Origin of the sequence: Streptomyces sp. NPDC050504 (genome assembly GCF_044458065.1) — a bacterium.
In the GTDB taxonomy this organism is placed as follows: Bacteria; Actinomycetota; Actinomycetes; order Streptomycetales; family Streptomycetaceae; genus Streptomyces.
In genome coordinates this window covers 1,249,973-1,273,430 of sequence record NZ_JBITHO010000001.1, presented here as the reverse complement: position 1 = coordinate 1,273,430, position 23,458 = coordinate 1,249,973, and the positions used below count along the sequence as shown (strand labels likewise).

Below are 23,458 nucleotides of genomic sequence, written 5' to 3'. Positions count from 1 at the left end.
ATGGACGGTGACGGACCGCGTACGCCCGAGCGGCTGCGCTGCCTGGTCACGGGCGCGTCCGGGTACATCGGCGGACGGCTGGTGCCGGAACTGCTGCGGGCGGGGCACACCGTGCGGTGTCTGGCCCGCTCCCCCGGCAAGCTCCGCGACCACCCCTGGGCGGGAGAGGCGGAAGCGGTACGGGGAGACGTCACCGATGCCGCGTCGGTCGCCGCGGCCATGACCGGCATCGACGTCGCCTACTACCTGGTGCACTCGCTGGGCAGCGGCCCCGGCTTCGAGGACACCGACCGGCGTGCGGCGGAGGTCTTCGCCGCGCAGGCGCACGCCGCCGGGGTCCGTCGCATCGTGTACCTCGGCGGGCTCACCCCCCGGGACGTCCCCGAGCGGTCGCTCTCCGCGCACCTGCGCTCCCGCGCGGAGGTGGGGCACGTCTTCCTGGACGGCCCGGTGCCCGCCACGGTGCTGCGGGCCGCGGTCGTCATCGGCTCGGGGTCCGCCTCCTTCGAGATGCTGCGCTACCTCACGGAGCGCCTGCCGGTCATGGTCACCCCCAGCTGGGTGCACACCCGCACCCAGCCCGTCGCGGTGCGCGACGTCCTGCGCTACCTCGTCGGCTCGGCGGCCATGCCCGCCGAGGTGGACCGGGCGTTCGACATCGGCGGGCCCGACGTCCTGACGTACCGGGACATGATGTGCCGCTACGCGGAAGTCGCCGGGCTGCGGCGGCGCCTCATCGTGCCGGTCCCCGTGCTCACGCCCCGGCTGTCCAGCCACTGGGTCGGGCTCATCACCCCGGTCCCCGCCTCCCTCGCCAAACCGCTCACCGAGTCGCTGCGCCACGAAGTGGTCTGCCACGAGCACGACATCGCCCGCTACGTGCCGGACGCGCCCGGGTACCCGCTGCCGTTCGACGAGGCGCTCGCGCTGGCGCTGCGCAAGGTGCGGGAGGCGCAGGTCGCCACCCGCTGGTCGTCCGCCGCGCTGCCCGGCGCCCCCAGCGATCCGCTGCCCACCGATCCTGACTGGGCGGGCGGCAGCCTCTACGAGGACGAGCGGCGGCGCACGGTCGACGCCTCAGGGGCCGACCTGTGGAAGGTCGTCGAGGGCATCGGCGGCGACAACGGCTGGTACTCCTTCCCGCTCGCCTGGGCGGTCCGGGGCTGGCTGGACAGGTTCGTCGGCGGGGTCGGCCTGCGCCGCGGCCGCCGCGACGCCCAGCGGCTGCGCGTCGGCGACTCCCTGGACTTCTGGCGCGTGGAGGAGATCGAGCCCGGCCGTCTGCTGCGGCTGCGCGCGGAGATGCGGCTGCCCGGACTCGCCTGGCTGGAGATGTACGTGGAGGAGGCCGAGGGCCGCACCCGCTACCGGCAGCGGGCCCTGTTCCACCCCCGGGGGCTGCTCGGCCACGCCTACTGGTGGAGCGTCTCGCCCTTCCACGCCGTCGTCTTCGGCGGCATGGCCCGCAACATCGCGCGGGCCGCCGCCGGGACACCTCCCCCGCGCCGTTCCCACCCCCGTACCACTGCTCCAGGAGAGTCACCATGACCGTTGCGGTCGTCCTGTTCACCTCGGACCTGCGGCTGCACGACCACCCGCCGCTGCACACCGCGCTCGCGTCGGCCCGTGAGATCGTGCCCCTCTTCGTACGGGACCCGGCCGTCGCGGCGGCCGGCTTCGACGCGCCCAACCGCCTGGCGTTCCTCGCCGACTGCCTGCACGACCTGGACGCCTCCCTGCGCGAGCGCGGGGGCCGACTGGTGGTGCGCAGCGGTCCCGTGCCGCGCGAGGTCGGCGCGGTGGCCGAGGCCTGCGGGGCGACGCAGGTGCACGTCGCCAAGGGCGTCACCGCGTACGCCAGGCAGCGCGAGAAGCGGCTGCGGACGTACCTCGCCGGGCGCGGCATCGAGCTGTACGCGCACGACGGCGTGATCACGGCGGTGGCGCCCGGGGCCGTGACACCGGCCGGTTCCGACCACTACGCGGTGTTCACCCCCTACTTCCGCCGCTGGTCGCAGGAGCTGACGCGGGTGACCGTCCCCGCGCCGCGCACCGTGCGCGTCCCCGCCGCCGCCCGGGGCGAGGAACTGCCCTCCCGCGACGGCACGCCGGAGGTCTCGCCCGGTCTGCCCGACGGGGGCGAGACGGCGGGGCGCGAGCAGTTCTCCCGCTGGGTCCGCAGGGACCTGTCGGACTACGAGGACCTGCACGACGACCTGGCGGGCGACGCGACGTCGCGCCTGTCGCCCTACTTGCACTTCGGCGCGCTGTCGGCCGCGGAACTGGTCCACGGGGCCAGGGCGCACGGCGGGGCGGGGGCCGAGGCGTTCGTGCGCCAGCTGTGCTGGCGCGACTTCCACCACCAGGTGCTGGCCGCCCGGCCAGGGGTGTCGACCGAGGACTACCGCACCAGGAACGACCGCTGGCGCACCGAGGACGAGGCCGCGAAGGACATCGAGGCGTGGCGCGAGGGCCGCACCGGCTACCCGCTCGTCGACGCGGCGATGCGCCAGCTGCGCCACGAGGGCTGGATGCACAACAGGGCGCGCCTGCTGACGGCCAGCTTCCTGACCAAGACCCTGTACGTGGACTGGCGCGTGGGCGCCCGGCACTTCCTGGACCTGCTCGTGGACGGCGACGTCGTCAACAACCAGCTCAACTGGCAGTGGGTCGCGGGGACCGGCACCGACACCCGCCCCCACCGGGTGCTCAACCCCGTCGTCCAGGGCAAGCGCTTCGATCCCCGGGGCGCGTACGTGCGCCGCTGGCTGCCGGAGCTGCGGGGCGTGAAGGACGCGCTGGTCCACGAACCGTGGCGGTTGTCCGGGGACGAGCGGGCCACGGGCTATCCGGCGCCGGTGGTCGACCTGGGCGAGGGCCTGGCGCGGTTCAAGCGGGCGCGGGGGCGGGACTGAGCGTCGGGCCTGCGCGGGGACGGGACCCGACGGGGGCGTCCCGTCGCCGCCCCTGCCCTTGACGGTCGCAGCCTGGCTCTCCCCTCGACGGTCGCATCCAGGCTCTCCCCGCAATGGGCGCATCCGCCGCGGGCCCGGTGGCGGAAGCAGTGGTGTGCAGATGACCGAGAGCCAGAAGGGGTTGCGCATGCTGGGACTGCGCCCGGTGGGGGCCGAACCACTCGCACACGTCGACGGGCCGGGTACGGCCCGCGACGCCGCCCGGGACGTGGACGCCGTCCTCGCGGACCTCATGGCGGCGTACCTGCGCCGGGCGCGCGAGGTGGACCCGGTGTTCGCCCGGGACGTGGTCGAGCGGCTCGCCGGTTTCGTCCAGCGGGGCGGCAAGCGGCTCCGTACGGCCTTCGCGTGGTGCGGTTGGCGGGCCGCGGGCGGTACGGGCGACGCCGGGGACCTGCTGCGCACCGCCGCCGCGATCGAGCTGCTCCAGGCGTGCGCCCTCGTGCACGACGACGTGATGGACGGCTCCGCGCTGCGCCGGGGCGGGCCCGCCCTGCACGTGGAGTTCGCCCGGATGCACCGCGGGGCCCGCATGGCCGGCCCTCCGCAGGTGTTCGCCGCCTCGACGGCGGTGCTCGCCGGTGACCTGGCCCTGGCGTGGGCGGACGACCTGCTGACCGAGACGGCGTTGGGCTCGCCCCACGGGACGCGGTTGCACCGGGAGTGGCGAGCGGTGCGCGGCGAGATGGTCGCCGGGCAGTACCGCGACCTCCAGGCACAGGCCACCGGCTCCCGCGACGTCGCCGACGCGCTGACCGTCGCCACCCTCAAGAGCGCCCTGTACACCGTCGCGCGCCCCATGGCGCTGGGCGCCGCGCTCACCGGCGCCGACGGACCGGTCCTGCGGTCCCTGCACGCCGCGGGGCGGTGCGCGGGGCTGGCCTTCCAGCTCCGCGACGACCTGCTCGGCGCGTTCGGCGACCCCGCGCTGACCGGCAAGCCCGCCGGTGAGGACCTCAGGGACCGCAAGGTCACCTATCTGCTGGCCGTGGCGCTGCGGCTCGCCGAAGCCGTGGGCGACGAGGACGCCATCGCGGTCCTCGCGGCCCCGCGCGCCTCCGGTGACCCGAGGGGGAACGTCGAGGCGATGCGCGCGGCACTGGACCGCACCGGGGCGCGCGCCGCGGTGGAGGCCAGGATCGCGGAACTGGCCGCGGCAGGCGTGCGGCACTTCGCGCACACCGGCGCCGCGCCTGCCGTACGGCGGGAGTTCGCCGCGCTGGTGGCCAGGGCCGCGGGAACCGCCCCGGGTGAGGCCGCGGACGCCGCTTCCGGCGGCGCCACGGGCGGCGCGCCCGGCGAGGCCGCGGGCACCGCCTCCGACGGGGAGGCGCGATGAGGACCGTGGCGGGACCGACCGACCACGTCGTGGTGGTGGGGGCGGGGCTGTCCGGGCTCGCCTGCGCCCTGCACCTGCTGGGCGCGGGGCGGCGGGTCACGGTGGTCGAGCGGGATCCCGGCCCCGGCGGCCGGGCGGGCCTCCTGGAGATGGGCGGCTACCGGGTGGACACCGGGCCCACCGTGCTGACCATGCCGCACCTGGCCGACGAGGCGTTCGCCGCCGTCGGCGACAGCCTCGCCCGCCGCGTGGACCTGCTTCCGCTGCGCCCCGCCTACCGGGCCCGCTTCGCGGACGGCTCCCGGCTCGACGTCCTCACCGACGGCGCGGCCATGGAGGCGGAGGTCCGGCGCTTCGCCGGTCCCGCGGAAGCCGCGGGGTACCGCAGGCTGCGCCAGTGGCTGGAGCGGCTGTACCAGGCGCAGTGGCGGCGCTTCATCGACACCAACTTCGACTCCCCCTTCCAGTTGCTGCACCCCGATCTGGCGCGGCTCGCGGCGCTGGGCGGCTTCGGGCGCCTCGACCGGCACATCGGCCGCTTCCTCGGCGACGAGCGGCTGCGCCGCGTCTTCTCCTTCCAGTCGCTGTACGCCGGGGTCGCCCCCGCACGGGCGCTGGCCGCGTACGCCGTCATCGCCTACATGGACACCGTGGCGGGCGTGTGGTTCCCCAAGGGCGGCATGCACGCGCTGCCCCGGGCGATGGCGGACGCGGCCCGGTCCGCCGGGGCCGACTTCCGCTGGTCGTCCGAGGTGACGAAGCTGGAGCGGTCGGCGGGGCGGGTGCGTGCCGTACGTCTGGCGTCCGGCGAGCGGATCGCGTGCGACGCGCTCGTACTGACCTGTGAACTGACCACCGCGCACCGGCTGTTGGGCCGCGCACCGCGGCGTCCCGTGCGGCTGCGGCACGCGCCGTCCGCGGTGGTCCTGCACGCCGGGACCGACCGGACCTGGCCCTCGCTCGCCCACCACACGCTGTCCTTCGGCGCGGCGTGGGAGGAGACGTTCGACGAACTCACCCGTACGGGGCGGCTGATGAGCGATCCTTCCTTGCTGATCACCCGTCCCACCACGCACGATCCCGGCCTGGCTCCCGAGGGGCGGCACCTGCACTACGTCCTCGCGCCCTGTCCCAACACGACGGTCGGTCCTGCGGCCGCCGCCTGGCGGGACCTGGGGCCGCGCTACCGCGACGAACTGGTCGCCGAGCTGGAGCGCCGGGGCCTGACGGGCTTCGCGGACAGCGTCCGGGAGGAGGTGCTGGTCACTCCGCTGGACTGGACGGCGCAGGGGCACGCGGCGGGCAGCCCGTTCTCCGTGTCCCACACCTTCGCCCAGACCGGCCCCTTCCGGCCGCGCAACCTGGTGAACGGCGTGGACAACGTCGTGCTCGCCGGCTGCGGCACCACTCCCGGGGTGGGCGTGCCGCCCGTGCTGATCAGCGGCAAGCTCGCCGCCGCGCGCGTCACCGGCGACGGGCACCGCCCCCGTCGGGCGCGGGCCGCCGCGTCCGCCCCGGCAGCCGTGTCTGGTGCTGCCAGGGGAGGTGCCCATGACCCGTCGTGAACTGGACGCGGCCCAGATCACCGATCCGGCCCTGCGCACCGCCTACGCGCACTGCCGCCGGCTCAACTCCCGTCACGGCCGTACCTACTTCCTCGCCACCCGGCTGCTCCCGGTGGAACGCCGCAGCGCGGTGCACGCCCTGTACGGCTTCGCCCGCTGGGCCGACGACATCGTCGACGACCTGGACGCGCGCCACACCCCGGCGGAGCGCGACCGACGGCTGCGCCGTCTGGAGGACGACCTGGCGCGGCAGCTGTCCGGCCTTGAGGGCTCCGGTCCCCCGGTGCGGGCCGTCACCTCCGGGCCCGCAGGACAGGCCGTCACCTCCGGGCCCGTGGTGCGGGCCGTCGCCGACACCGCCCGGCGGTACGGCATCGCGAGCGCGCTGTTCGCCGACTTCCTGGCTTCCATGCGGGACGACCTGAGCGTCACGGACTACGCGACCTACGCCGAACTGCGCGCGTACATGCACGGTTCGGCCGCCGTCATCGGCCTCCAGATGCTGCCGGTGCTCGGCACCGTGGTGCCGCGCGAGGAGGCCGCTCCCCACGCCGCGGCCCTGGGCGTGGCCTTCCAGCTGACCAACTTCCTGCGGGACGTGGGCGAGGACCTGGAGCGGGGCCGCGTCTACCTCCCGGCGGACCTCCTCGCCGCCCACGGCGTGGACCGGCCGCTGCTGGAGTGGAGCCGGCGCACCGGACGCCGCGACCCCCGGGTCGACGCCGCACTCGCCGCCACCGCGGACCTGACCCGCCAGGTGTACGGGGAGGCCGAGCCGGGGATCGCGATGCTGGAGCCGCGGGCGCGGCCGTGCGTCCGTACCGCGTTCGTGCTGTACGGCGGCATCCTCGACGCGATCGCCCGCGACGGCTACCCCGTGCTGCACCGACGCGCCGTGGTGCCCCGCGGGCGCCGCGCCGCCGTCGCGGCGGCCGGAGCCGCGGACGTCCTCGCCGCCCGGTGGCGGCACCGGTCGCACGCCCGCGTGCGCGCCGCGTCGGCACGGGGTGCGGCGCTGGAGTGGAAGGGGCCCGTCCGGTGAGCTGGGAAGACGGGCGGGCACGTCGGCGGCAGCCGTTGCGCCGACGCGGCCCGCAGGGCTGGGCCGGACAGGAACCGACCTGGCGGCAGGCGCGGCCCGCGCTGATCGCGGACGCGTTGGAACGGGCGTCGGCGCGTGCGGGCGGCGACTGGTTCGTCGTGGGCGCCTCGCGGGACGTCCGTGCGGGCGAGCGGCCCTACGGAAGGACGGTCGCCGGTCGGGAAGTCGTGCTGTGGCGGACGCCCTCCGGGGAGTTGCGGGCCGGGCCAGGCAGCTGCCCGCACCTGGGGGCTCCGCTGCGGGACAGCCGGGTGGTGTGCGGGACTCTGGTGTGCCACTGGCACGGGCTGGCCCTGGACGGCGGCGCCTTCGCGGGCTGGGAGCCGTATCCGGTGCACGACGACGGTGTGCTGGTGTGGATCCGGCTGGATCACGTCGGCCGGGACGGGCCGTCGGGCCCCGCCGTCGGGGACGGGCCACCGGAAGAAGCGGGCGGTGACGGGCCATCGGGGCGTCCGCCCGTTCCCGAGCGTCCGGCGCCGGACCGCGCGCTGAGCGCCGTGTACACGGCGGTGGGGCGCTGCGAGCCGCAGGACGTGGTCGCCAACCGGCTCGACCCCTGGCACGGCGCCTGGTTCCACCCCTACTCGTTCGTCGACCTGACGGTGGTGCGTACGCCCCGGGAGGAGGACGACGCGTTCGTGGTCGACGTGTCCTTCCGCGTCACCGGACGTCTCGTGGTGCCCGTCAGGGCGGAGTTCACGACCCCCGGACCGCGTACCGTCCTGATGCGCATCACGGAGGGCGAGGGCGCGGGCTCGGTGGTGGAGACCCACGCCACCCCCTTGACCGGCAGCGCCGATCCACGGCCCCGGACTGCCGTGGTCGAGGCGGTCGTCGCCGCGTCCGACCGGCGCGGTTTCGCCCTGGCCAGGGCAGCCGCTCCGGTGTTGCGCCCGCTGGTGCGCCGGGCCGCCGGGCGCCTGTGGCGGGACGACCTCGCCTATGCGCAGCGGCGCTGGGCGCTGCGCAGCACGGGCCGCTTCCCGGGGTGAGCGGCCCTCACCCGGGCGCGGTGCCTCACCCGGGCGCGGGGCCGCGCCCCGCCAGCGCGGCCAGGGCCCGCAGCGCGCGGGAGCGGCCCGCCCTGGGCACCGTCCACAGGGTCTGGCCCCGGACGTTCCAGGCGGCCAGCAGGTGGTTGGCGGCCAGGAATCCGGTGGTGGCTGCCCGTTCCATCAAGGCCACCGGCAGGTCGCAGCGGATCGCGTCGCCCGCCAGCGTCAGGAAGGGGTGCGGGGTGCGGACGGCGGGCCGCCGCCGGTGGCCGCCCACCGGGAAGAGCGGGCAGTCGTCGTGCCATTCGTGCCGGGCGTCGACGATCCGCGCCCCGCGGGTCTCAGGGTAGACGTCGCGGAGCCGTTCGACGAGCGCGTCCTGGACGTGTCGGCGGCCCTCCCGCGTGTCGGCGGCGTACGCGTGGAGTTCGACGACCGACCCTCCGGTGCGCGCGGCCCAGCGGGCCGCCTCGCCTTCGTAGCGCTCCAGGACGCTGATGTTGTCGAGCCCGCCGTATCCGCTGGTGCCGAGGAAGCCGGGGCGCTCGGCGTGCACGGCCCGGTCGAGCCAGAGCCGGGAGACGAGGAAGGGCGGGGCGGTCCGCAGCGCGGCGACGTCCTGCCGCCAGGCCGGGGTGCCCAGGGCGGGGGACGCGTCGACCAGGCGGCGCAGCGCCCCGGGGTCGAGGGCCAGGACGGCAGCGTCGTGGTCATCTGCGGAGGCGGCCGTGCGCACGTGTACGCCGCCGCCGTCCCGGGGCCGTAGCTCCTCCACGGCGGTTCCGGTGCGGAGGCGGGCCCCCAGCCGTCGCAGGTAGGCGGCGTGGGGCTGCCACAGGGCCTGGGGGAAGGGTTCGCCGGGAACGTCGAAGAGCAGTCCCTCGGCCGAGCCGAGGAAGTAGATGTGGAACATCAGCAGCAGTTCGGCCGCGGACAGTTCGCGGGGGTCGGCGAAGAAGCTGCGGGAGAACACCTCGAACGCGAGGTGGTGGGCGGCTTCGGGGAAGCGGATCCGCTCCAGGAAGGCGGTGGCGCTGACGTGGTCGAAGCGTTCGTAGACCTCGGGCACGCGGACGTCGAGGAGCGGCAGCGCGGCCCTCGCGTTCATCGCGACGAGGTCGCGCGGGCCGAAGGTGGGGCTCAGCGCGACGAATCCCAGTGCGCTGAGCGGCGGGGTGCGCGGGACGCGGGCGAAGCTGTCGCGCAGCCCCCCGCTGTGCTGGAGCGGGTAGTCGGGAAGCGGAGCGAGCCGGGTGAGGCCGGGGTCCGTGCGCCGGAGCAGGCCCCGCAGGTTGTAGTACTGGCGGAAGAAGGCGTGGAAGCCGCGGCTCATGGTGACGGTGGATCCGTCGGCCAGGCGGGTGCGGTGTCCGGCGAGCCGTCCGCCGAGGCCGTCCGCCCGCTCGTACAGGGTGACGCGGGCGCCGCGTTCGGCCAGCAGGGTCGCGGCGGCCAGCCCCGCGATCCCGCCGCCGACGACGGCGACGGCCGGTGCGTCGCCGGGCGCGAAGCGCTCGCGGCCCGGTGGGGGCGCGAGGACTTCGGCCCTGCGGTCGCGGCCGTGCCGGGCGCCTCGGGGAGGAAGGGTGCTCACCTGGGGTGCTCCGTTGCGGTGGTGGCGGGTTCGGCGGCGAGGAAGGTGTGCACGATGCCGGTCTGCCAGCCTGCGACGGGAAGGGCGCGCGCCTCGTGGAACCCGGCGCGCGTCAGTCGGCGGGTGAAGGCGGGAGCGGTGTCGAAGGCGCGCACGCTGTGCCACAGGTGGTGGTAGAGGGCCCGGTCCCCGCTGAGGGTGCCCGCGGGAACGACCACCGAGCGGCACACGGCGGTCCACAGGGCGCGGTGGACGGGCGAGCCGCTGAGGCTGTACTCGTGGACGGCGAGCCGCCCTCCGGGCCGCAGCAGGGTGCGGACGGTGGCCAGGACCCGGTCGGGGTCGGTGACGTTGCGGAAGAGGTAGGCGGCGAAGACCGCGTCGTACTCCGCCGGGCCCGCTGCGGCGGCCTCTTCGGCGGTGCGGTGTTCGAACCGTACGTGCGGGGGCCAGGTCTTGGCCCTTGCGTGGCCCAGCATTCCCGCGGAGGCGTCGATCGCGGTGATGCGGGCGCGGGGCGCGGCGCGCAGCAGGGCCCGGGTGGAGGAGCCGGTGCCGCAGCCGAGGTCGAGGACGCGCAGTCCTTCCCCTTGGCCGGGCAGGCGCAGTCGGCGTGCGGAGCGCAGCAGTTCGCGGTGGTAGCCGGGGTTGAGCGCGGTGAGGCGGTCGTAGGTGTGCGCCGCGTGGTCGAAGGCGCGTGCCAGGTCGTGGTCGCGCAGCAGTGTCATGGCCGGGGTGCTCCTGGTCGGTGGGCGGCGTCGGCGGGTCGGTGGACGGGGCCGGTCGGGGACCGGCGGGGCAGGAAGGGGAGTTCGACGGCGGTGCGGAGCATGGGGACGACGGGTACGTGCAGGCCGACGGCCGCGTCCTCGCGCGGGGAGGTGGCCCCGTCGAGGAAGCGCAGCAGGCGTGCGGGCGGGACGGTGCGGAAGAGGCGGGTGAAGAAGTCGGGGCCGTCGACGCGTCCGGTGTCCAGGGCGCGCAGCATGACCGCGTCCATCGCGAGCGCGCGCCGTCCGTGCGGCGCGGGGACGCGGCGGTTCCCGTGCAGGGCGGCGGCGATCGCGGCGCCGTGCCGTGCCGCGGCGGCGAAGGTGTAGCCGGTGGAGGGCCGGGTCGCACCGCCCGCGGTGCCGATGCGGAACGTGGCGCGTCCGGTGCGGTGGGGGAAGCGCGCGTCGGTCATGGGGATGACGCCCTGTTCCGTCCGGTCCACGCTCAGCGCTCCCAGGCGCAGGACGTCGCGGGTGTAGTGGCGCAGTGCCGTTTCGTACGCGTCGTGGGTCAGCGGGGCCCGGGAGAACTCGGTGTACTCCACGAGCGCCCGGTCGGGTGCCAGGGGCAGGACGTATCCGAAGGCGAGCCCGTGGCGCGGCTGGGGTACGCGGAAGTCCATCAGGTCCGCGACCTCGGGGTCGAACCGGTCGGTGGCCGTGCGGACGAACCAGCCGCGGAAGTGCTGCCACAGGAGGGTGCGGGCGGGGGGCACGGTGCGCGGCGGGCGGGAGTCGAACAGGTGGCGGGCGCGCAGGGTGAGCGTGCGGCCGTCCGGTGCCATGCAGCGGACTTCGACGGCGTCGGGCGCGGTGCGGACGGCTCCGGCCGTCGCGCGCACGAGGCGCGCGCCGGGCGCGTCGGCCATGCGGTCGTGGACGAGCCGTTCGAACCGGGTGGAGCGCAGCATGCGGTAGCGCAGCGGGGAGGGGTCGACCGTGACGGGGCCGCCGTCGGCGCCGTGGACGCGCAGCCGGGTCCAGGAGGCGCTGACCGCGTCTTCGAAGGGGTCGCTCCGCCCGGTCCAGTAGCACCAGGTGCGTTCGGGCGGGCGGGCCGGGCCGTCCGGCGGTTCGATCACCGCGAAGCTCAGGGGCGGGGACCGCAGGAGGTGGTGGGCGAGGCCGAGTCCGGACGCGCCGCCGCCCACGATCACCGCGTCGAGGAGTTCACCGGCGCCGGGGTCGGGGCGGCTCATCCCGCGTGCCGTTCGCGGGCGGGGCCGTACGGCGGTGCGTTGGACGTGCCGTGTGCGCGGAACGTGACGCGTGCCCTGTCGATGTCGGCTCCCGGGTCCTGTGGTGGCTGCCGTGCGTGCACCGTCTCTTCGGCCGGAGGGCCGCGTACGGATGCGCCCGGCCGCGCTGCCGGTGGAAAGCGGCGGCAGGGCCGTCCGCCGGATCCCGTCCGCGCGGCGGGCTATCCGCCGGCGCGCGACTCGACGGCGGCGACCGCCTGGGCCAGGTCCAGTGGCCGCAGCAGGCCGGAAGCGGCCTGCCCGTTCCATCCCGGGCCCAGGAGCAGGACGGCCGGATTCCTGCGGGCTCCGCTCACCCCCCACTGCATCGCCGCGATGTGCTGGGCCAGGGGCGGGTTCGCGGTGGTGCGGGACTGGGCCCACAGGGCAACGACGGCCGGTCCGGTCCTGCGGACCGCCGCGACGAGCGATTCGACGGGCACCGCGGCACCGAACATGCGGACGGGAAGGGCGCGTTCGGAGAGGGCGGCGGCCAGGACCTCAAGCGGTAGCGTGTGGTTCTCCCCCGGCATGCAGGCGAGCACGGTGGCGGTTCCCGGGTGGTCGCCCGCGACGGGTGCGGTGGCGCGGTGCAGGGCGCCGGAGACGTGCCAGGACAGGAAGTGTTCGACTTCCACGTACCTCTCCCCCGAGGTCTCCCACTTGCGGCCGACCGCCTGCAGGGTCGGCATGATGACCTCCGTCCAGGCCGTGACCAGCCCGTGTTCGGCGATGACGGACAACAGCAGGGAGTCCAGCGCGGCCGCGTCCAGGCGCAGGGCCGCGCGGGCGATTCCCCTGCACTCCTGTCGTACGTCGCCCAGCCGCAGGCCGCTGCTCGCGCCGCCGCGCCGGGCGGCGGGCGCTCCCGGTGGTTTCGCGGGGGCGGGCGGGCCGTCGTCCGGGGCGGGCGGTGTCCGGCCGCTGACCATGCGCGCGGCGTCGGCGGGCGGGACACCGGTCGCCGTCAGGGCGCACATGCGTTCCAGTCGTGCCACGTCGTCAGCGGTCCAGCGGCGGTGCCGTCCTCCGGTGCGCGTCCTCGCGCCCAGTCCGTAGCGGCGGTCCCAGGACCGGACCGTGGTCGGCGCGACGCCCAGGCGCCGGGCCACCTCACCGGTGGTCAGACCGGTGCCGCGCCGCATGTCCTCGTCCTCGGTGGGCGCTGTCACCGCCTCACCCTACGACGCACGATCGACGCACGCGATCTGCGTCGATCGTGCGTCCATCCGCGGGAGCGGGCCCGCACCGGCGCCGCGCGCGATGCGGCCCACGGGCAGCTCGCCGCGCACCACGCTGCGGCCCGAGTGCGCCGGATTGCCGTCGTAGGGCTGCTCGGAGACGTCAAGCACGGGGTAGGTATGCAGGTCGACGCCCTCGGGGAGCGGGAGCGCAGCCGTGCGGCGGGGCCCCAGCGCCCCCATGGCGATCAGCTTCTCGTGCGTGCGGTCCATGAGCCACACCTCGTAGTAGCCGTCGGTGGCGGGCAGCCCCGTCACGGCCACCGCCACCCCGCGGGGCGCCGCGGTGCCGCCGACCAGCCTCGCCGTGCCCGCGGCCGTGGGCACGGCGAGGGGGTCAAGGGGCACGGCTGCGCTCGTGGCGGTGCCGGTGCCGTCGCCGAGAGTGCCTCCGGGTCCTCCACCGGGCTGCGGGCGGGCCGTCAGGCTGCCCAGAGCGGCTCCCAGCACCAGGGCTGCCGCGGCGAGCAGGAGGGTGCGGCGCCCCTGGCGTGTGCGGGACTTCGCGGTCCGCCGGGCCGTGGTGTCCGGGTGCGCGGGGCCGTCGGCGGGCGCGGCGTCCGGGCCCCGGCCGTACGGGGCGGCCGCCCTGAGTTCCGCCTCGATGGCCTGCCAGACCGACGCGGGAGGCTCGGTCAGGAGATCGTCGCTGGTGGCGGCGCGGGCGGCGCGCACCACGTCCCCGAGCCCGGCCAACTCCTCGCGGCAGGGGGCGCATGCGTCGAGGTGGTCGCGCTGGTGCGGGGTGAGGGCGGCGGGCAGGTCCGACGCGAGGGCCAGTTCGACCAGCTGGTGGGGGGTGAGGTGGTCGGCCACGGTACGCCTCCGCGCGGATCCGGGGGTACGGGACGTTCCGCCACCCGGCACGGGCGGGTGCGGGAGGCGGTGCGCGGTCGGCGGACGGTTCGTCGCGGGGAGGGGCCGCTCGCGCCCCGGCGGACGGCGGGCGTCCGGGAATTCACCGTCGCGGTTCCCTTCGTACGAGATCGTCCCTGGCGGCCGAGTGGTTGCTCGGTACTTCCCGGCCGGACCGTCCGGGGGATGCGGATTTCTTCCGCGAGGGGCCTTCGCCGCCCATGGTGCCCGCAATTCGATGCGGAATCGACGCATGTTGATGCACCGCACCGGCTTGCCGGAGCTTGGAGGGAGCAGTTCCCCACCGCAGTGCCGCGAGGAGTGCGCCATGACCGCTACCGGACACCACCACCCGGCCGTCGCGCTGCCCGTCTGCCCCGCCCCGGCGTCGGCCCGGCCGCCGGAGGCCGTACGGCGCGCGCCGACGGCGGAACGGACCTCCCTGGAGGCGGAGATCGCACGCCGCTTCGCGTCCGGTGACCCGGAGGCCCTGTCCGACGCCTACCGCCAGTGGGGTTCGCTGGTCTACACGCTGGCCCTACGGGCCCTGGGCGACCCGCAGGAGGCCGAGGACGCCACCCAGCACGTCTTCCTCTCGGCCTGGCGCGGGCGCGCCGGGTACCGCGGGGAGCGCGGGCCTCTGGCCGCCTGGCTCGTGGGCATCACCCGGCACACGGTGGCCGACGCGCTCGCCGCCCGTTCCCGCCGGGCCGACCTCGCCCGTACCGCCGTGGCCCAGAGCGAGGAGGCGCTGCGCCGCCACCACGACGACGAGAGCGACACGGCGCTCAACCGGGTCCTGGTCCTGCAGAAGCTCGCACACCTCTCGTCCGTGCAGCGGCGGCTGCTCGGCCTGGCCATCTGGGGCGACATGACCCAGGCCCAGATCGCCGAGGAGACCGGCCTGCCCCTGGGGACCGTGAAGAGCCACATCCGGCGGGCCCTGCACGTGCTGCGCCGCGTGATGGAACCTCCGCCGTCCCGGGCGTGAGCGCCCGGTCCGCAGTGCGGGGTGCCCGCCCGTACGCATCGCGGAGCGCCGGCATGTGACGTGCGGTGCCCTGCCCCGACAACCGTGAGGCCGGGGCAGGGCACGTCCGTGGCGGGACGACGCAGTGGGGTTTCCCGGTCCCCCTCCTGCCTCGATCAACCGTTGGATCGACCTCAGCATGCACACCTCCGCGCGGCTCGGCCAGAGCACCCGGAGCGGGCTGGCCGGAAAAGGTGCCATGGGAAACCACCAGTCGCGCCACCGTGTCCGTGCCCTCTTCGCCGCCCCTGCCACAGGGCGCACCGCGCCCCGAGCCGTGCCCAGGGGCGACCGTCGGCCGCCTGACGTCGTCCTTGCCCGTCGTGGTGAATGTCGGGAAAGGCGGGGGTGCGGTGGCCGATGGGATCACCGTCGCCGCGTCGCACCCGCGTGCGTCTTCGCCGTGTCAGACCGGCGGGACCAGTTTGAAGTAGCGGTCCAGGAGCGCGGCGTCGCCCCGTACGGCCAAGTCCTCCTTGGGGACGCGGTGCCACAGGAACAGCATCAAGTCCGACGTGGTGCCCGCGAGTTCGACGTGGCAGCAGCCGCTGCCCCGGTTGAGCAGGACCTCGTCGGGGTCCGTCTGCACGACCCAGATGCGGAAGCCGTCCGCTTCCTTGAAGCGCATCCGTTCGCCCGCCCCGGGCGGCGCCGCGCGCCACGCGCGGCGGGCGGGGGCCATGACCTCGAACGTGTGGGTGACCGCGTCGGCGGCCAGTTGCCGGTCGACCGGCTCCGGGGCGCCGAGCGCGTTCTGCGCGTCCCAGCGGTGCACGGCCGCCTCGATGGTCTGCATGCGCAGCCAGAACCCGACCGACTGCTCGCTCGACCAGGACCAGACACGCTCGGCCGGATCCCGCGCCGCGAACAGCTCCGCCAGCGCGGCGGCCCCGTCCGTGAACCAGTCGAGGAGCCCCTCGGCCAATGGGCCCCGGTTCGGGGCCTGTCGGGGGTCAGGCCACCCGGGCCGGCCGGGCGGGAGTCCCGGAAGGGGGCTGTCGGGGTCCTGCGGCCACTCGCGCAGACCTCCCTCGATCACTTGGATCACCGAGCGGTGCACCGACCCCAGATGGAGCACCAGATCCGCGACTGACCACCTCGGGCACGACGGCACCAGGGCGATGCCGTCGCTCCCCGCCTCACGCGCTGCCGTGCGAACCGCGGTTTCGAACGCGTCGACTTCGGAGCGGAACTGCGTGACGTAGTCCATGCTTCACCCTCTGCCATCCGGCCCGACGCACGCAACCGGCATCCCCGAAGTGCCCTGTTCCCCCACGCCCCTTCGGCACCCGGACCCCCGGATCCCCGAACTGGCACTCCAGGAACCGGCCGCGCCGTCAGTGGGGCTCCTTCCCGGTCGCCGCGGGCGGGCGGAGCACCCGGCGGACGGCGTCGCGCAGCCAGCGGTGGCCTCCGTCGGCGGTGTGGCGGGGGTGCCAGGCCATGCCGATCGTCAGGGGCGGCAGCGGCAGCGGGATGTCCAGCAGGCGCAGCCCCAGTGCGTGCGCCGTCCCGGTGAGCGGGGACGGGGGCTCGCCCGGCAGCGCGGCCGGTACCAGGCAGACCGTGTCACCGGCCGCGGCCAGCGCCATCGCGGCCAGGTGTCCGGGCAGGACGGCGCGGACCCGGCGGCCGAGCCCCCGCTCGGCCAGGGCAGCGTCCAACGGGCCGGTGAAGCGCCCCCTGCGGCTGACCACCACGTGCTCGGCCGCGGCCAGCCCGGCAGGGGTCAGGGGGCCTTCGGCGAGCGGGTGCCCGGCCCTGACGCCGGCCACCATCCGCAGCGTGACCAGCTCTTCGACCCGGGTCTCCGGGTCGACGTGGTCGACGGCCCCGATCTCCAGGTCGACCCGGCCCTCGCGCAGCGCGGGGCCCGCCTCCCACTCCTCCGCCAGCACCCGCAGCGAGACGCCGGGGGCCTGGTGCCCGGCCAGGCCGAGCAGGCCGGGCGCCAGGGCCGCGCCGACCAGGTCCGCGGCCTGGACGGTGAAGGTGCGCCGCAGCGCGGCGAGGTCGGTCGCGCCGCTCGGGGAGAGCAGCGCCTCCAGTCGGCGCACCACCGCGGCGGCCTCGTCCCGCAGTGCCTCCGCGCGGGGCGTGGGCACCATCTTCTGCCCCGCCCGCACGAGGAGCGGATCCTGGAGCACCCGGCGCAGCCGGGCCAGGGTGCGGCTCATCGCCGCGGGCGAGGTGCGCAGCCGCGCGGCGGCGCGGGTGACGCTCCGCTCGGCCAGCAGGGCGTCGAGGGCGACGGCGAGGTTGGCGTCGAGGTTCGAAGAAGGGCTGCTCACCGGCATCATTCCGTTTCGGGCAACGATTGATTGCTGAAGTTCCCATTGTGGCAACGCCGTTGGCGTCCGCACGATGAACGGGCGTACCGATCCGAAACGAACCGAGAGGTTTTCATGATCGTCATTACCGCCCCCACCGGGAACATCGGCAGCAGGCTGCTGTCACTGCTGGTCGAGGCCGCGCCCGCGCACGGCGAGGAGTTGCGCGTCGTGGTCCGCGACCCGGCCCGGCTTCCCGGCGCCGTACGCGCACGGGTCGAGGTGGTCACCGGCTCGCACGGCGACCCCGCGACCCTTGAGCGCGCCTTCACCGGAGCGGACGCCGTATTCTGGCTGGTGCCGCCGGACGCCTCGCTCGCGCCCGGGGAAGGGTTCAGCGGCTTCACCCGCCCGGCCGCGCGGGCGTTCGCGGCCCACGGCGTCGGCCGCGTCGTCGGCGTCTCCGCGCTCGGCCGCGGCACCCCGCAGGCGGCACGGGCCGGGCTGGTCACCGCTTCACTGGCGATGGACGACCTGATCGCCGGATCCGGTGTCGCCTTCCGGGCCCTGGCCTGCGCCTCCTTCTTCGAGAACCTGCTGGAGGAGGCCGGTTCGATCCGTGCGGACGGTGTCTTCACCGATACCCTCGCGGCGGACCGCCCGGTCCCGATGGTGGCCGTCGCCGACATCGCCGCGACGGCGGCCGGGCTGCTGCTCGACCGTTCCTGGGCGGGCACCGGCAGTGTTCCGGTGGTCGGCCCGCAGGACCTGTCGCCCGACGACCTGGCCCGCGTCATGACCGAGGAGTTGGGCCGCCCGGTCCGCTACCGGCGCCAGTCGCTCGACGAGTTGCGGACCGCCCTGCTCGGTCACGGTCTCAACGCGGCGTTCGTCGAGGGCGTCGTCGACATGAAGCGCGCCAAGGAGCAGGGGATGGACTCCGCGGGCCTGGAGCCGGGCACCGGGCGTCCGGCACCGGCGGGCCCGGCCACCACGTTCGCGCGGTGGTGCGCGCGGACCCTCAAGCCCGCCGTCCTCGCCGCGCCGGAGGCAGCCGATGCCCACTGACCGCACCGAACCGCCGGTCACCGCGTTCATCCTGGTCAAAACCACGCCCGAGTGGCTGGCGATGACCGTGGACGAACGCGTCCACGCCTTCACCACCCGCGTCGTCCCGGTGATCGAGGCCCGCACCCGTGGCGTCCGGTCCCGCTTCTACGACACGGAGTTCTACTCGTCCCGGGTCACGGACGTCTGGGTCTGGGAGGCGGACGACCACGAGGCCTACCGGCTACTGATCGACGCGCTGCGCGAAACCCCCTTCTGGGACCGCTACTTCGACGTCGTGGACCTCCTCGTGGGTACGGAGAACGGCTACGCCCGCACGTACGGCGTGGCGCCGGTGGCCACCCTCGACACCAGTACGTGAGGGGGCCTCCGGCGGAGCTGGGGGCCACGGCCTGGGCGCGGTGCGCCGTCTCCTCCCCCGCCTCGGTACGGAAGTTCCTACCGCTCCGCTGACGCGGCCGGGCAGAACACCGCCTCCAACGCCTTGCCCATGGCCTGGCCCGCCCTGGTCGTGTCCTTGGTGCTCAGGGTGACCGACACCGCGAACTGACGGCGACCGTCTTGCGAGTAGAAGGTCATGGCGACGGACCCGGGCGCCAGCCCGCCCGTGATGTAGAAGTCCTCACCGCAACCGCTACGGCGCTCGCGCGGAGAGTACGGGGAGTCCGGGGCATCCAGGGCGTCCGGGGCGTCCGGGGCGTCCGGCAGCCGGTCGGTCAGAACGCGCTGGAGTTCCGGCGGCAGCAGCCTGCCCCGGGTGAACGCCCGGTTGAAGGCGCTCACGTCGTGCGCGGTGGAGACCACCCCGCCGGCTCCCCCACCGGCGAAGGAGGCGTTGAACCGGTCCACGTCGCGCGGCCTGCCGTCGGCGTCGGGATAGTAGCCGTGGCCGTGCGGCCCCCTGACGCCGTCCGGCGGCTCGACCATGAGGTAGCTCTTGGTCATCTTGAGCGGGCCGAACAGGCGCTGGTGCAGTTCGGTGGCCAGGTCGTGGCCGGTCAGCCGCTCGATGAGCATGCCGAGGAGGATGTGGTTGGTGTTGGAGTAGGTGAACCTCTCGCCCGGTTCCCCGGTCCTGGGCCGGTCGCGGCTCCACTTCACCAGGTCCACCGGCCGGTAGCGGGTCGTGAAGTCGAACACGTCGAACGCGGGGTCCCCCTCGCTCCCGTCCGGCTTCGGCTCCCCGGCGTACCAGTCGGGAATGCCGGAGGTGTGCCGGAGCATCTGCCGCACCGTGATCTCGTCGGCCCGCGCCACCAGGTCCTCGTCCACCACCGCGGGCAGCAGGTCGCCGAGCTTGTCGTCCACGCCCAGCCTGCCCTCCGCGACCAGTTGCAGCACCACGGTGGCCACCATCTGCTTGGTCTGCGACCAGATCCGGAAGCGCGCGTCCACGGGGATCGGCCCGCCCCTGCCGCCCAGCAACCGGGAGCCCCCGCTGCCCAGCCCGATCGGCTCCCCGTCGACGTAGGCGCCCCCGACGGCCCCCACGACCCCGGGAACCCTGGCCAGCTCCTCCATCGCCTTCTGCACGTTCCCACGTGGCGCGGGACCGGCGGTGACGGAGGTGGCGGGGGTGGCGGTGGCGGGCCCGGCATGGGCGAGCAGCAGCGCGGCGACCCCCACCACGAGCGTGGCCCTCTTCGGGAACCGACGACCGTTCGCGTACGACATGAAGCGCCCTCATTCCACGATCACCTGTCTGAGCCGGGACACCTCTGCCCCGACGAGGACCGTTGCGGCCCTTGCCCCCGACTAAAGGCGACGGACTGTTGCGCGCGCGTACGCGTTTTCCGATACGTCGGCGATACGCCACCGCACGCGGACGACCGGGCCACGGATGTACGGGCCACGGATGTACGGGCTCGGGCGACGCGGGGACCTCAGGCGGGGCGCTCGGCCATCACGACCAGGCTCGGCCCGCTCTGCTCGTCCGCGGGGAGCCGGAGTTCGGCGACCGGGCGCAGCCCCGCCCGCTCGATCAGGTCCACGAACCGCTCCGGCTGCCACTTGTGCGTCGTCCACCGGACGGGCACGCCCCCGTACGCCTCGGTGCGCACCGCGTCCTCGTCTCCGACGTGTGTCCCGGCGATGAAGTGCCCGCCAGGCTTCAGGGCCCGCGCGAACAGGGCGAGGACCTGGGGAAGGACGTCGCGGGGGAGGTTGAACAGCGACCACCAGCCCAGTACGCCGCCGAGGGACGCCTCTTCGAGGTCCAGGTCGGTGGCCGAGGCGACGCCGAAGCGGCAGTGCGGATGGAGTCGGCGCGCGTTCTCGATCATGCGGGGCGAGAGGTCGACTCCGGAGACGTCGAGTCCGCGTTCGGCGAGGTAGGCGGTCACCGTTCCGGGCCCGCAGCCGACGTCGAGGACGGGCCCTAGCCCGCCCACGGTGTCGGCGAAGGCGTCGATCGACGCCTTGAGCCACGGATATCGCCGGATGTCGCCGATTCCCGTCGTCACCACCATGTGGGCGTAGTTGTCGGCCACCCGGTCGTAGGAGTCCCGGACCACGTCGAGGTCGGCCGGCCGGTCGATACGGTGTGCGCGCATCGGCCCACCCTATGCGGCGAGTTGGCGAAACGAGGTCCGCGAGAGCGGCAGGAGGGGCGAGGGCCTCCCGCGGTTTGGGGCGCCCGACGCCGGGCCCCGTCGGGTCGCCCCGTCAGTCCAGCGGGTCGTCCCGTCAGCCCAGCTCGCAGCGGGCCTCGGGCAGGGATCCGTCCGGGCCCGAGACGACGACCGGCGGAACGAAGTCGTCGCCGCCCTCCGCGTAGGCGGCCGTGCACACCAGCTGTTCGAGGGCCAGCGGCCGGATGCCGTGGACCTTGGTCCCGACGCGGAGGTCCACCCTGGCCGTTCCGTCGGTGTCGCGCCGCAGGTGGCTGTACACCTCGACCCCCTTCAGCGCCCCCAGCTCCGTGACGAGCCCGGAGGCGCGCTCCTTCCCGGTGGGGCCTTCCAGCAGGGTGGCGAGCACCTTGCTGCCGGCGAGGCGGTATCCGGTTCCGAACGGGCTGCCCGTGCCCGTCCCGACGCCGTCCGCGTCGACCCGGGCGCGGAAGCCGAGGTCGCGGGAGACCAGCATCAGGCGCCCGTTCGGGCCGACGAAGAACAGCACTATGTTCGTGCCGTCGATCGGTCGCACGATGACCGTGGCCGCTCCCCCGGCCTCCACCACGTCGCTCTCCTGGATGCCGCAGGCGGCCAGCGGCAACAGGGACAGGAGTGCGGCGGCCGCGCGCCGCACGGTCCGGCTCACAGCGGGATCCTGACGGTGAAGACCGCGCCGCCGTCCGGGCGGTTGCCCGCGGCGACGGTGCCGCCGTGCAGCCGTACGTTCTCCAGGGTGATGGCGAGGCCCAGGCCGCTGCCCGCCGAGCGGGTGCGGGCCGGGTCGCCCTTGTAGTAGCGGTCGAAGACGTGCGGCAGGACGTCCTCCGGGATGCCGGGCCCCCGGTCGGCGACCTCCGTGACGAGGTGGTCGCCGTCCGCGTGGACCCGCACGGTGACCGGCGGGTGACCGTGCCGCAGGGCGTTGCCGACCAGGTTGGCGACCACGACGTCGAAGCGGCGCGGATCGAGGCGGACCCGGATCCCGTCGGTCAGGTCGACCGTCAGCTGCCGCGGATCCGTCCAGTGGCGGTTCAGCAGGGTCTGGCGCACCGCCTCGGCCGCGTCCACCTCGTCGGTGTGCAGCTCGGCGACGCGCGCGTCGAAGCGCGAGATCTCCATCAGGTCCTCGACGAGCACGGCCAGTTTGCCGGTTTCCGAGCTGATCAGGCGCACCGCGCGGGCGGTGTCCGAGTCGAGCGTCCCGGCGTCCTCGTCGAGCACCTCGGTCACCGCGAGCATGCCGGCGAGCGGGGTGCGCAGTTCGTGGGAGACGTCGGACGCGAAGCGGCGTGCGCGTGCCTCGGCCTGCCGCAGCTCGGTGACCGAGCGCTCCAGTTCGGCCGCGGACTCGTTGAAGGTGCGGGCGAGGTCAGCGAGTTCGTCGCTGCCCTTGGCGTGGATGCGGGTGTCCAGCTCGCCGCGCCCCATGCTGTGGGCCGCGCGCCGCAGCTCCCGTACGGGCCGCAGGACGCTCCGCGAGGCGAGCAGCGCCGGGACCAGCGCGACGAGCAGGGCGGGCAGGGCGCCGTCGCGGGCGGCGACGAGCATCGCCTCGATGTTGGCCTCCTCGTCGCCGAGGTCCGTCACCGCGTACACGACGAGGCCGGTGGCGTGGCCCTCCGGGAGGCGCCCCACCTTGCCGAACACGGCGGGGACCGCCACCGCGAGGTAGGGGGTGCCGTTCCTGACCACCCGCTGGAAGCTGGCGTGCGCGGTTCCGGCGGCGCGGCGGCGCAGTTCGGAGGTGAGGACGCTGGACTCGGGCCGGTCGGTGGACGAGACGCGCATCGTGCCGTACTCCGCGTACACCCGCCAGGGGCGCGGTTTGCCCTGCCGGGCGATGCGCCGCAGCTCGTTCTGGAGCCCTTCGCGGTTGACGGGCAGCTCGATGCTCAACGTCTCGACCTGCTGCCGGAAGGCGGCGACCGCGGTGTCCTGGGTCTGCACCAGGATCGCGTTGCGGGTCGCGCGGTAGGTGAGCGCGGCGGTGGTGCCGCAGCCGACGGCGGCGACCAGCAGGAAGGCGAGGACGAGCCGGGTGCGCAGGCCGAAGGGGCGCAGGCGGCGCCCGCGCGGCGGTCTGGTGCCGCCGTCGCGGGCGTGACGCCTCACTGGAGCGGGCCGAAGCGGTAGCCGAACCCGCGCAGCGTCTGGATGTAGCGGGGCTCCCCCGGGGTGTCCTCGATCTTGTTGCGGAGCCTTCGGACGCAGGCGTCGACGAGTCGGGCGTCGCCGTGGAAGCTGTGCTCCCAGACGTGTTCGAGGAGTTGCTGGCGGCTGAAGACCTGCTCGGGGGCCGCGGTGAGGTGGAGCAGCAGTTTGAGCTCGGAGGGGGCGAGGGTGACGCGTTCGCCGTTCTTGGTGACGGCGAGCCCGGCCCGGTCGATGGCCAGCTCCCCGTGGAACTCGACGGCGGGACGGCCGCCGCCCGGCTCCTCGATGCGGCGCAGCACGGCGCGTATGCGGGCTTCGATGACCTCGGTGCGGGCGGGTTTGACGATGTAGTCGTCGGCGCCCGCCTCCAGTCCCACGACGACGTCGAAGTCGTCGCCGCGCGCGGTGAGCATGATGATCGGCAGCTGGCTGTTCTCGCGGACCCGGCGGCACACCTGGACGCCGTTCATGGCGGGCAGCATCAGGTCGAGCAGGAGCAGGTCGGGGCGGAACTCGTCGAGCGCCGCGAGCCCGGCCTCGCCCGTCGCGGCGGTCCGCACCTCGTGGCCGCGGCGCCGCAGCCCGAGCTCGACGCCCTCGCGGACGGAGGGGTCGTCTTCGATCAGCAGCACGCGTGGCAT

At 74.9% G+C, this 23,458-nt stretch carries 21 protein-coding genes; 9 read left to right on the top strand and 12 right to left on the bottom strand.

All coding sequences use genetic code 11. From position 1 onward, the window contains the following. The 6 genes from ACIBNE_RS05270 (at position 1) to ACIBNE_RS05245 (ending at position 7,976) form a co-directional block, all read left to right on the top strand. On the top strand, positions 1-1,548 hold the full coding sequence (locus tag ACIBNE_RS05270) for an SDR family oxidoreductase (RefSeq protein ID WP_399269696.1): 1,548 nt from the start codon (positions 1-3) through the stop codon (positions 1,546-1,548). After that, positions 1,545-2,915: a cryptochrome/photolyase family protein gene (locus ACIBNE_RS05265; RefSeq protein WP_399269694.1), complete on the top strand. Its 1,371-nt coding sequence runs from the start codon at positions 1,545-1,547 to the stop codon at positions 2,913-2,915. The genes ACIBNE_RS05270 and ACIBNE_RS05265 overlap by 4 nt, the downstream gene beginning before the upstream one ends. A gap of 187 nt (positions 2,916-3,102) precedes the next feature. Continuing rightward, positions 3,103-4,314 carry a polyprenyl synthetase family protein gene (locus tag ACIBNE_RS05260; protein WP_399270086.1) on the top strand — a complete coding sequence of 404 codons (1,212 nt, stop codon included), beginning with the start codon at positions 3,103-3,105 and terminating at the stop codon, positions 4,312-4,314. After that, a complete protein-coding gene (locus ACIBNE_RS05255) occupies positions 4,311-5,879 on the top strand; it encodes a phytoene desaturase (protein ID WP_399269692.1) in 1,569 nt (522 codons plus the stop codon). The genes ACIBNE_RS05260 and ACIBNE_RS05255 overlap by 4 nt, the downstream gene beginning before the upstream one ends. Next, positions 5,866-6,921: a phytoene/squalene synthase family protein gene (locus ACIBNE_RS05250; protein WP_399269690.1), complete on the top strand. Its 1,056-nt coding sequence runs from the start codon at positions 5,866-5,868 to the stop codon at positions 6,919-6,921. Before ACIBNE_RS05255 ends, ACIBNE_RS05250 begins: the two co-directional genes overlap by 14 nt. Beyond that, a complete protein-coding gene (locus tag ACIBNE_RS05245) occupies positions 6,918-7,976 on the top strand; it encodes a DUF5914 domain-containing protein (protein ID WP_399269688.1) in 1,059 nt (352 codons plus the stop codon). The genes ACIBNE_RS05250 and ACIBNE_RS05245 overlap by 4 nt, the downstream gene beginning before the upstream one ends. 25 nt (positions 7,977-8,001) lie before the next feature. Here the strand turns inward: ACIBNE_RS05245 and ACIBNE_RS05240 are convergent, their stop codons facing one another. From ACIBNE_RS05240 to ACIBNE_RS05220, 5 genes are all read right to left on the bottom strand, one after another. Continuing rightward, entirely contained in the window at positions 8,002-9,573 is a 1,572-nt protein-coding gene (locus tag ACIBNE_RS05240) for an FAD-dependent oxidoreductase (protein ID WP_399269686.1), read from the bottom strand. Beyond that, entirely contained in the window at positions 9,570-10,301 is a 732-nt protein-coding gene (locus ACIBNE_RS05235) for a methyltransferase domain-containing protein (protein ID WP_399269684.1), read from the bottom strand. The genes ACIBNE_RS05240 and ACIBNE_RS05235 overlap by 4 nt, the downstream gene beginning before the upstream one ends. Then, a complete protein-coding gene (locus ACIBNE_RS05230; RefSeq protein WP_399269682.1) occupies positions 10,298-11,545 on the bottom strand; it encodes a lycopene cyclase family protein in 1,248 nt (415 codons plus the stop codon). The genes ACIBNE_RS05235 and ACIBNE_RS05230 overlap by 4 nt, the downstream gene beginning before the upstream one ends. Before the next feature lie 221 nt (positions 11,546-11,766). Next, a complete protein-coding gene (locus ACIBNE_RS05225) occupies positions 11,767-12,729 on the bottom strand; it encodes a MerR family transcriptional regulator (protein ID WP_399270084.1) in 963 nt (320 codons plus the stop codon). 36 nt (positions 12,730-12,765) lie between these two features. Further along, positions 12,766-13,641, bottom strand: coding sequence for an anti-sigma factor (locus ACIBNE_RS05220; protein WP_399269680.1), 876 nt, complete (start codon positions 13,639-13,641; stop codon positions 12,766-12,768). Positions 13,642-14,008: 367 nt separating this feature from the next. Between ACIBNE_RS05220 and ACIBNE_RS05215 the strand changes: the two genes are divergently transcribed. Beyond that, positions 14,009-14,671 (top strand): RNA polymerase sigma factor, encoded by a 663-nt coding sequence (locus tag ACIBNE_RS05215; protein WP_399269678.1) that lies wholly within the window; start codon positions 14,009-14,011, stop codon positions 14,669-14,671. Between the two features lie 445 nt (positions 14,672-15,116). Here the strand turns inward: ACIBNE_RS05215 and ACIBNE_RS05210 are convergent, their stop codons facing one another. Continuing rightward, on the bottom strand, positions 15,117-15,920 hold the full coding sequence (locus ACIBNE_RS05210; RefSeq protein WP_399269676.1) for a maleylpyruvate isomerase family mycothiol-dependent enzyme: 804 nt from the start codon (positions 15,918-15,920) through the stop codon (positions 15,117-15,119). 127 nt (positions 15,921-16,047) lie between these two features. Next, positions 16,048-17,010, bottom strand: coding sequence for a LysR family transcriptional regulator (locus ACIBNE_RS05205; protein ID WP_399269674.1), 963 nt, complete (start codon positions 17,008-17,010; stop codon positions 16,048-16,050). A gap of 105 nt (positions 17,011-17,115) precedes the next feature. Between ACIBNE_RS05205 and ACIBNE_RS05200 the strand changes: the two genes are divergently transcribed. After that, complete coding sequence (locus ACIBNE_RS05200) at positions 17,116-18,048, top strand: NAD(P)H-binding protein (RefSeq protein ID WP_399269672.1); 933 nt, start codon at positions 17,116-17,118, stop codon at positions 18,046-18,048. Continuing rightward, the gene (locus ACIBNE_RS05195; RefSeq protein WP_399269670.1) at positions 18,038-18,409 is read left to right on the top strand and encodes a darcynin family protein; all 372 of its coding nucleotides are present in this window, start codon (positions 18,038-18,040) and stop codon (positions 18,407-18,409) included. Before ACIBNE_RS05200 ends, ACIBNE_RS05195 begins: the two co-directional genes overlap by 11 nt. A gap of 77 nt (positions 18,410-18,486) precedes the next feature. On the opposite strand, the gene ACIBNE_RS05190 is transcribed toward ACIBNE_RS05195, so the two are convergent. From ACIBNE_RS05190 to ACIBNE_RS05170, 5 genes are all read right to left on the bottom strand, one after another. Continuing rightward, positions 18,487-19,722, bottom strand: a complete 1,236-nt coding sequence (locus tag ACIBNE_RS05190) for a serine hydrolase domain-containing protein (protein ID WP_399269668.1) — start codon at positions 19,720-19,722, stop codon at positions 18,487-18,489. Between the two features lie 209 nt (positions 19,723-19,931). Beyond that, on the bottom strand, positions 19,932-20,600 hold the full coding sequence (locus tag ACIBNE_RS05185) for a class I SAM-dependent DNA methyltransferase (RefSeq protein WP_399269666.1): 669 nt from the start codon (positions 20,598-20,600) through the stop codon (positions 19,932-19,934). Positions 20,601-20,733: 133 nt separating this feature from the next. Beyond that, the gene (locus tag ACIBNE_RS05180) at positions 20,734-21,309 is read right to left on the bottom strand and encodes a hypothetical protein (protein ID WP_399269664.1); all 576 of its coding nucleotides are present in this window, start codon (positions 21,307-21,309) and stop codon (positions 20,734-20,736) included. After that, a complete protein-coding gene (locus ACIBNE_RS05175) occupies positions 21,306-22,775 on the bottom strand; it encodes a sensor histidine kinase (protein ID WP_399269662.1) in 1,470 nt (489 codons plus the stop codon). The genes ACIBNE_RS05180 and ACIBNE_RS05175 overlap by 4 nt, the downstream gene beginning before the upstream one ends. Next, positions 22,772-23,458 (bottom strand): response regulator, encoded by a 687-nt coding sequence (locus ACIBNE_RS05170; RefSeq protein ID WP_399269660.1) that lies wholly within the window; start codon positions 23,456-23,458, stop codon positions 22,772-22,774. Before ACIBNE_RS05170 ends, ACIBNE_RS05175 begins: the two co-directional genes overlap by 4 nt.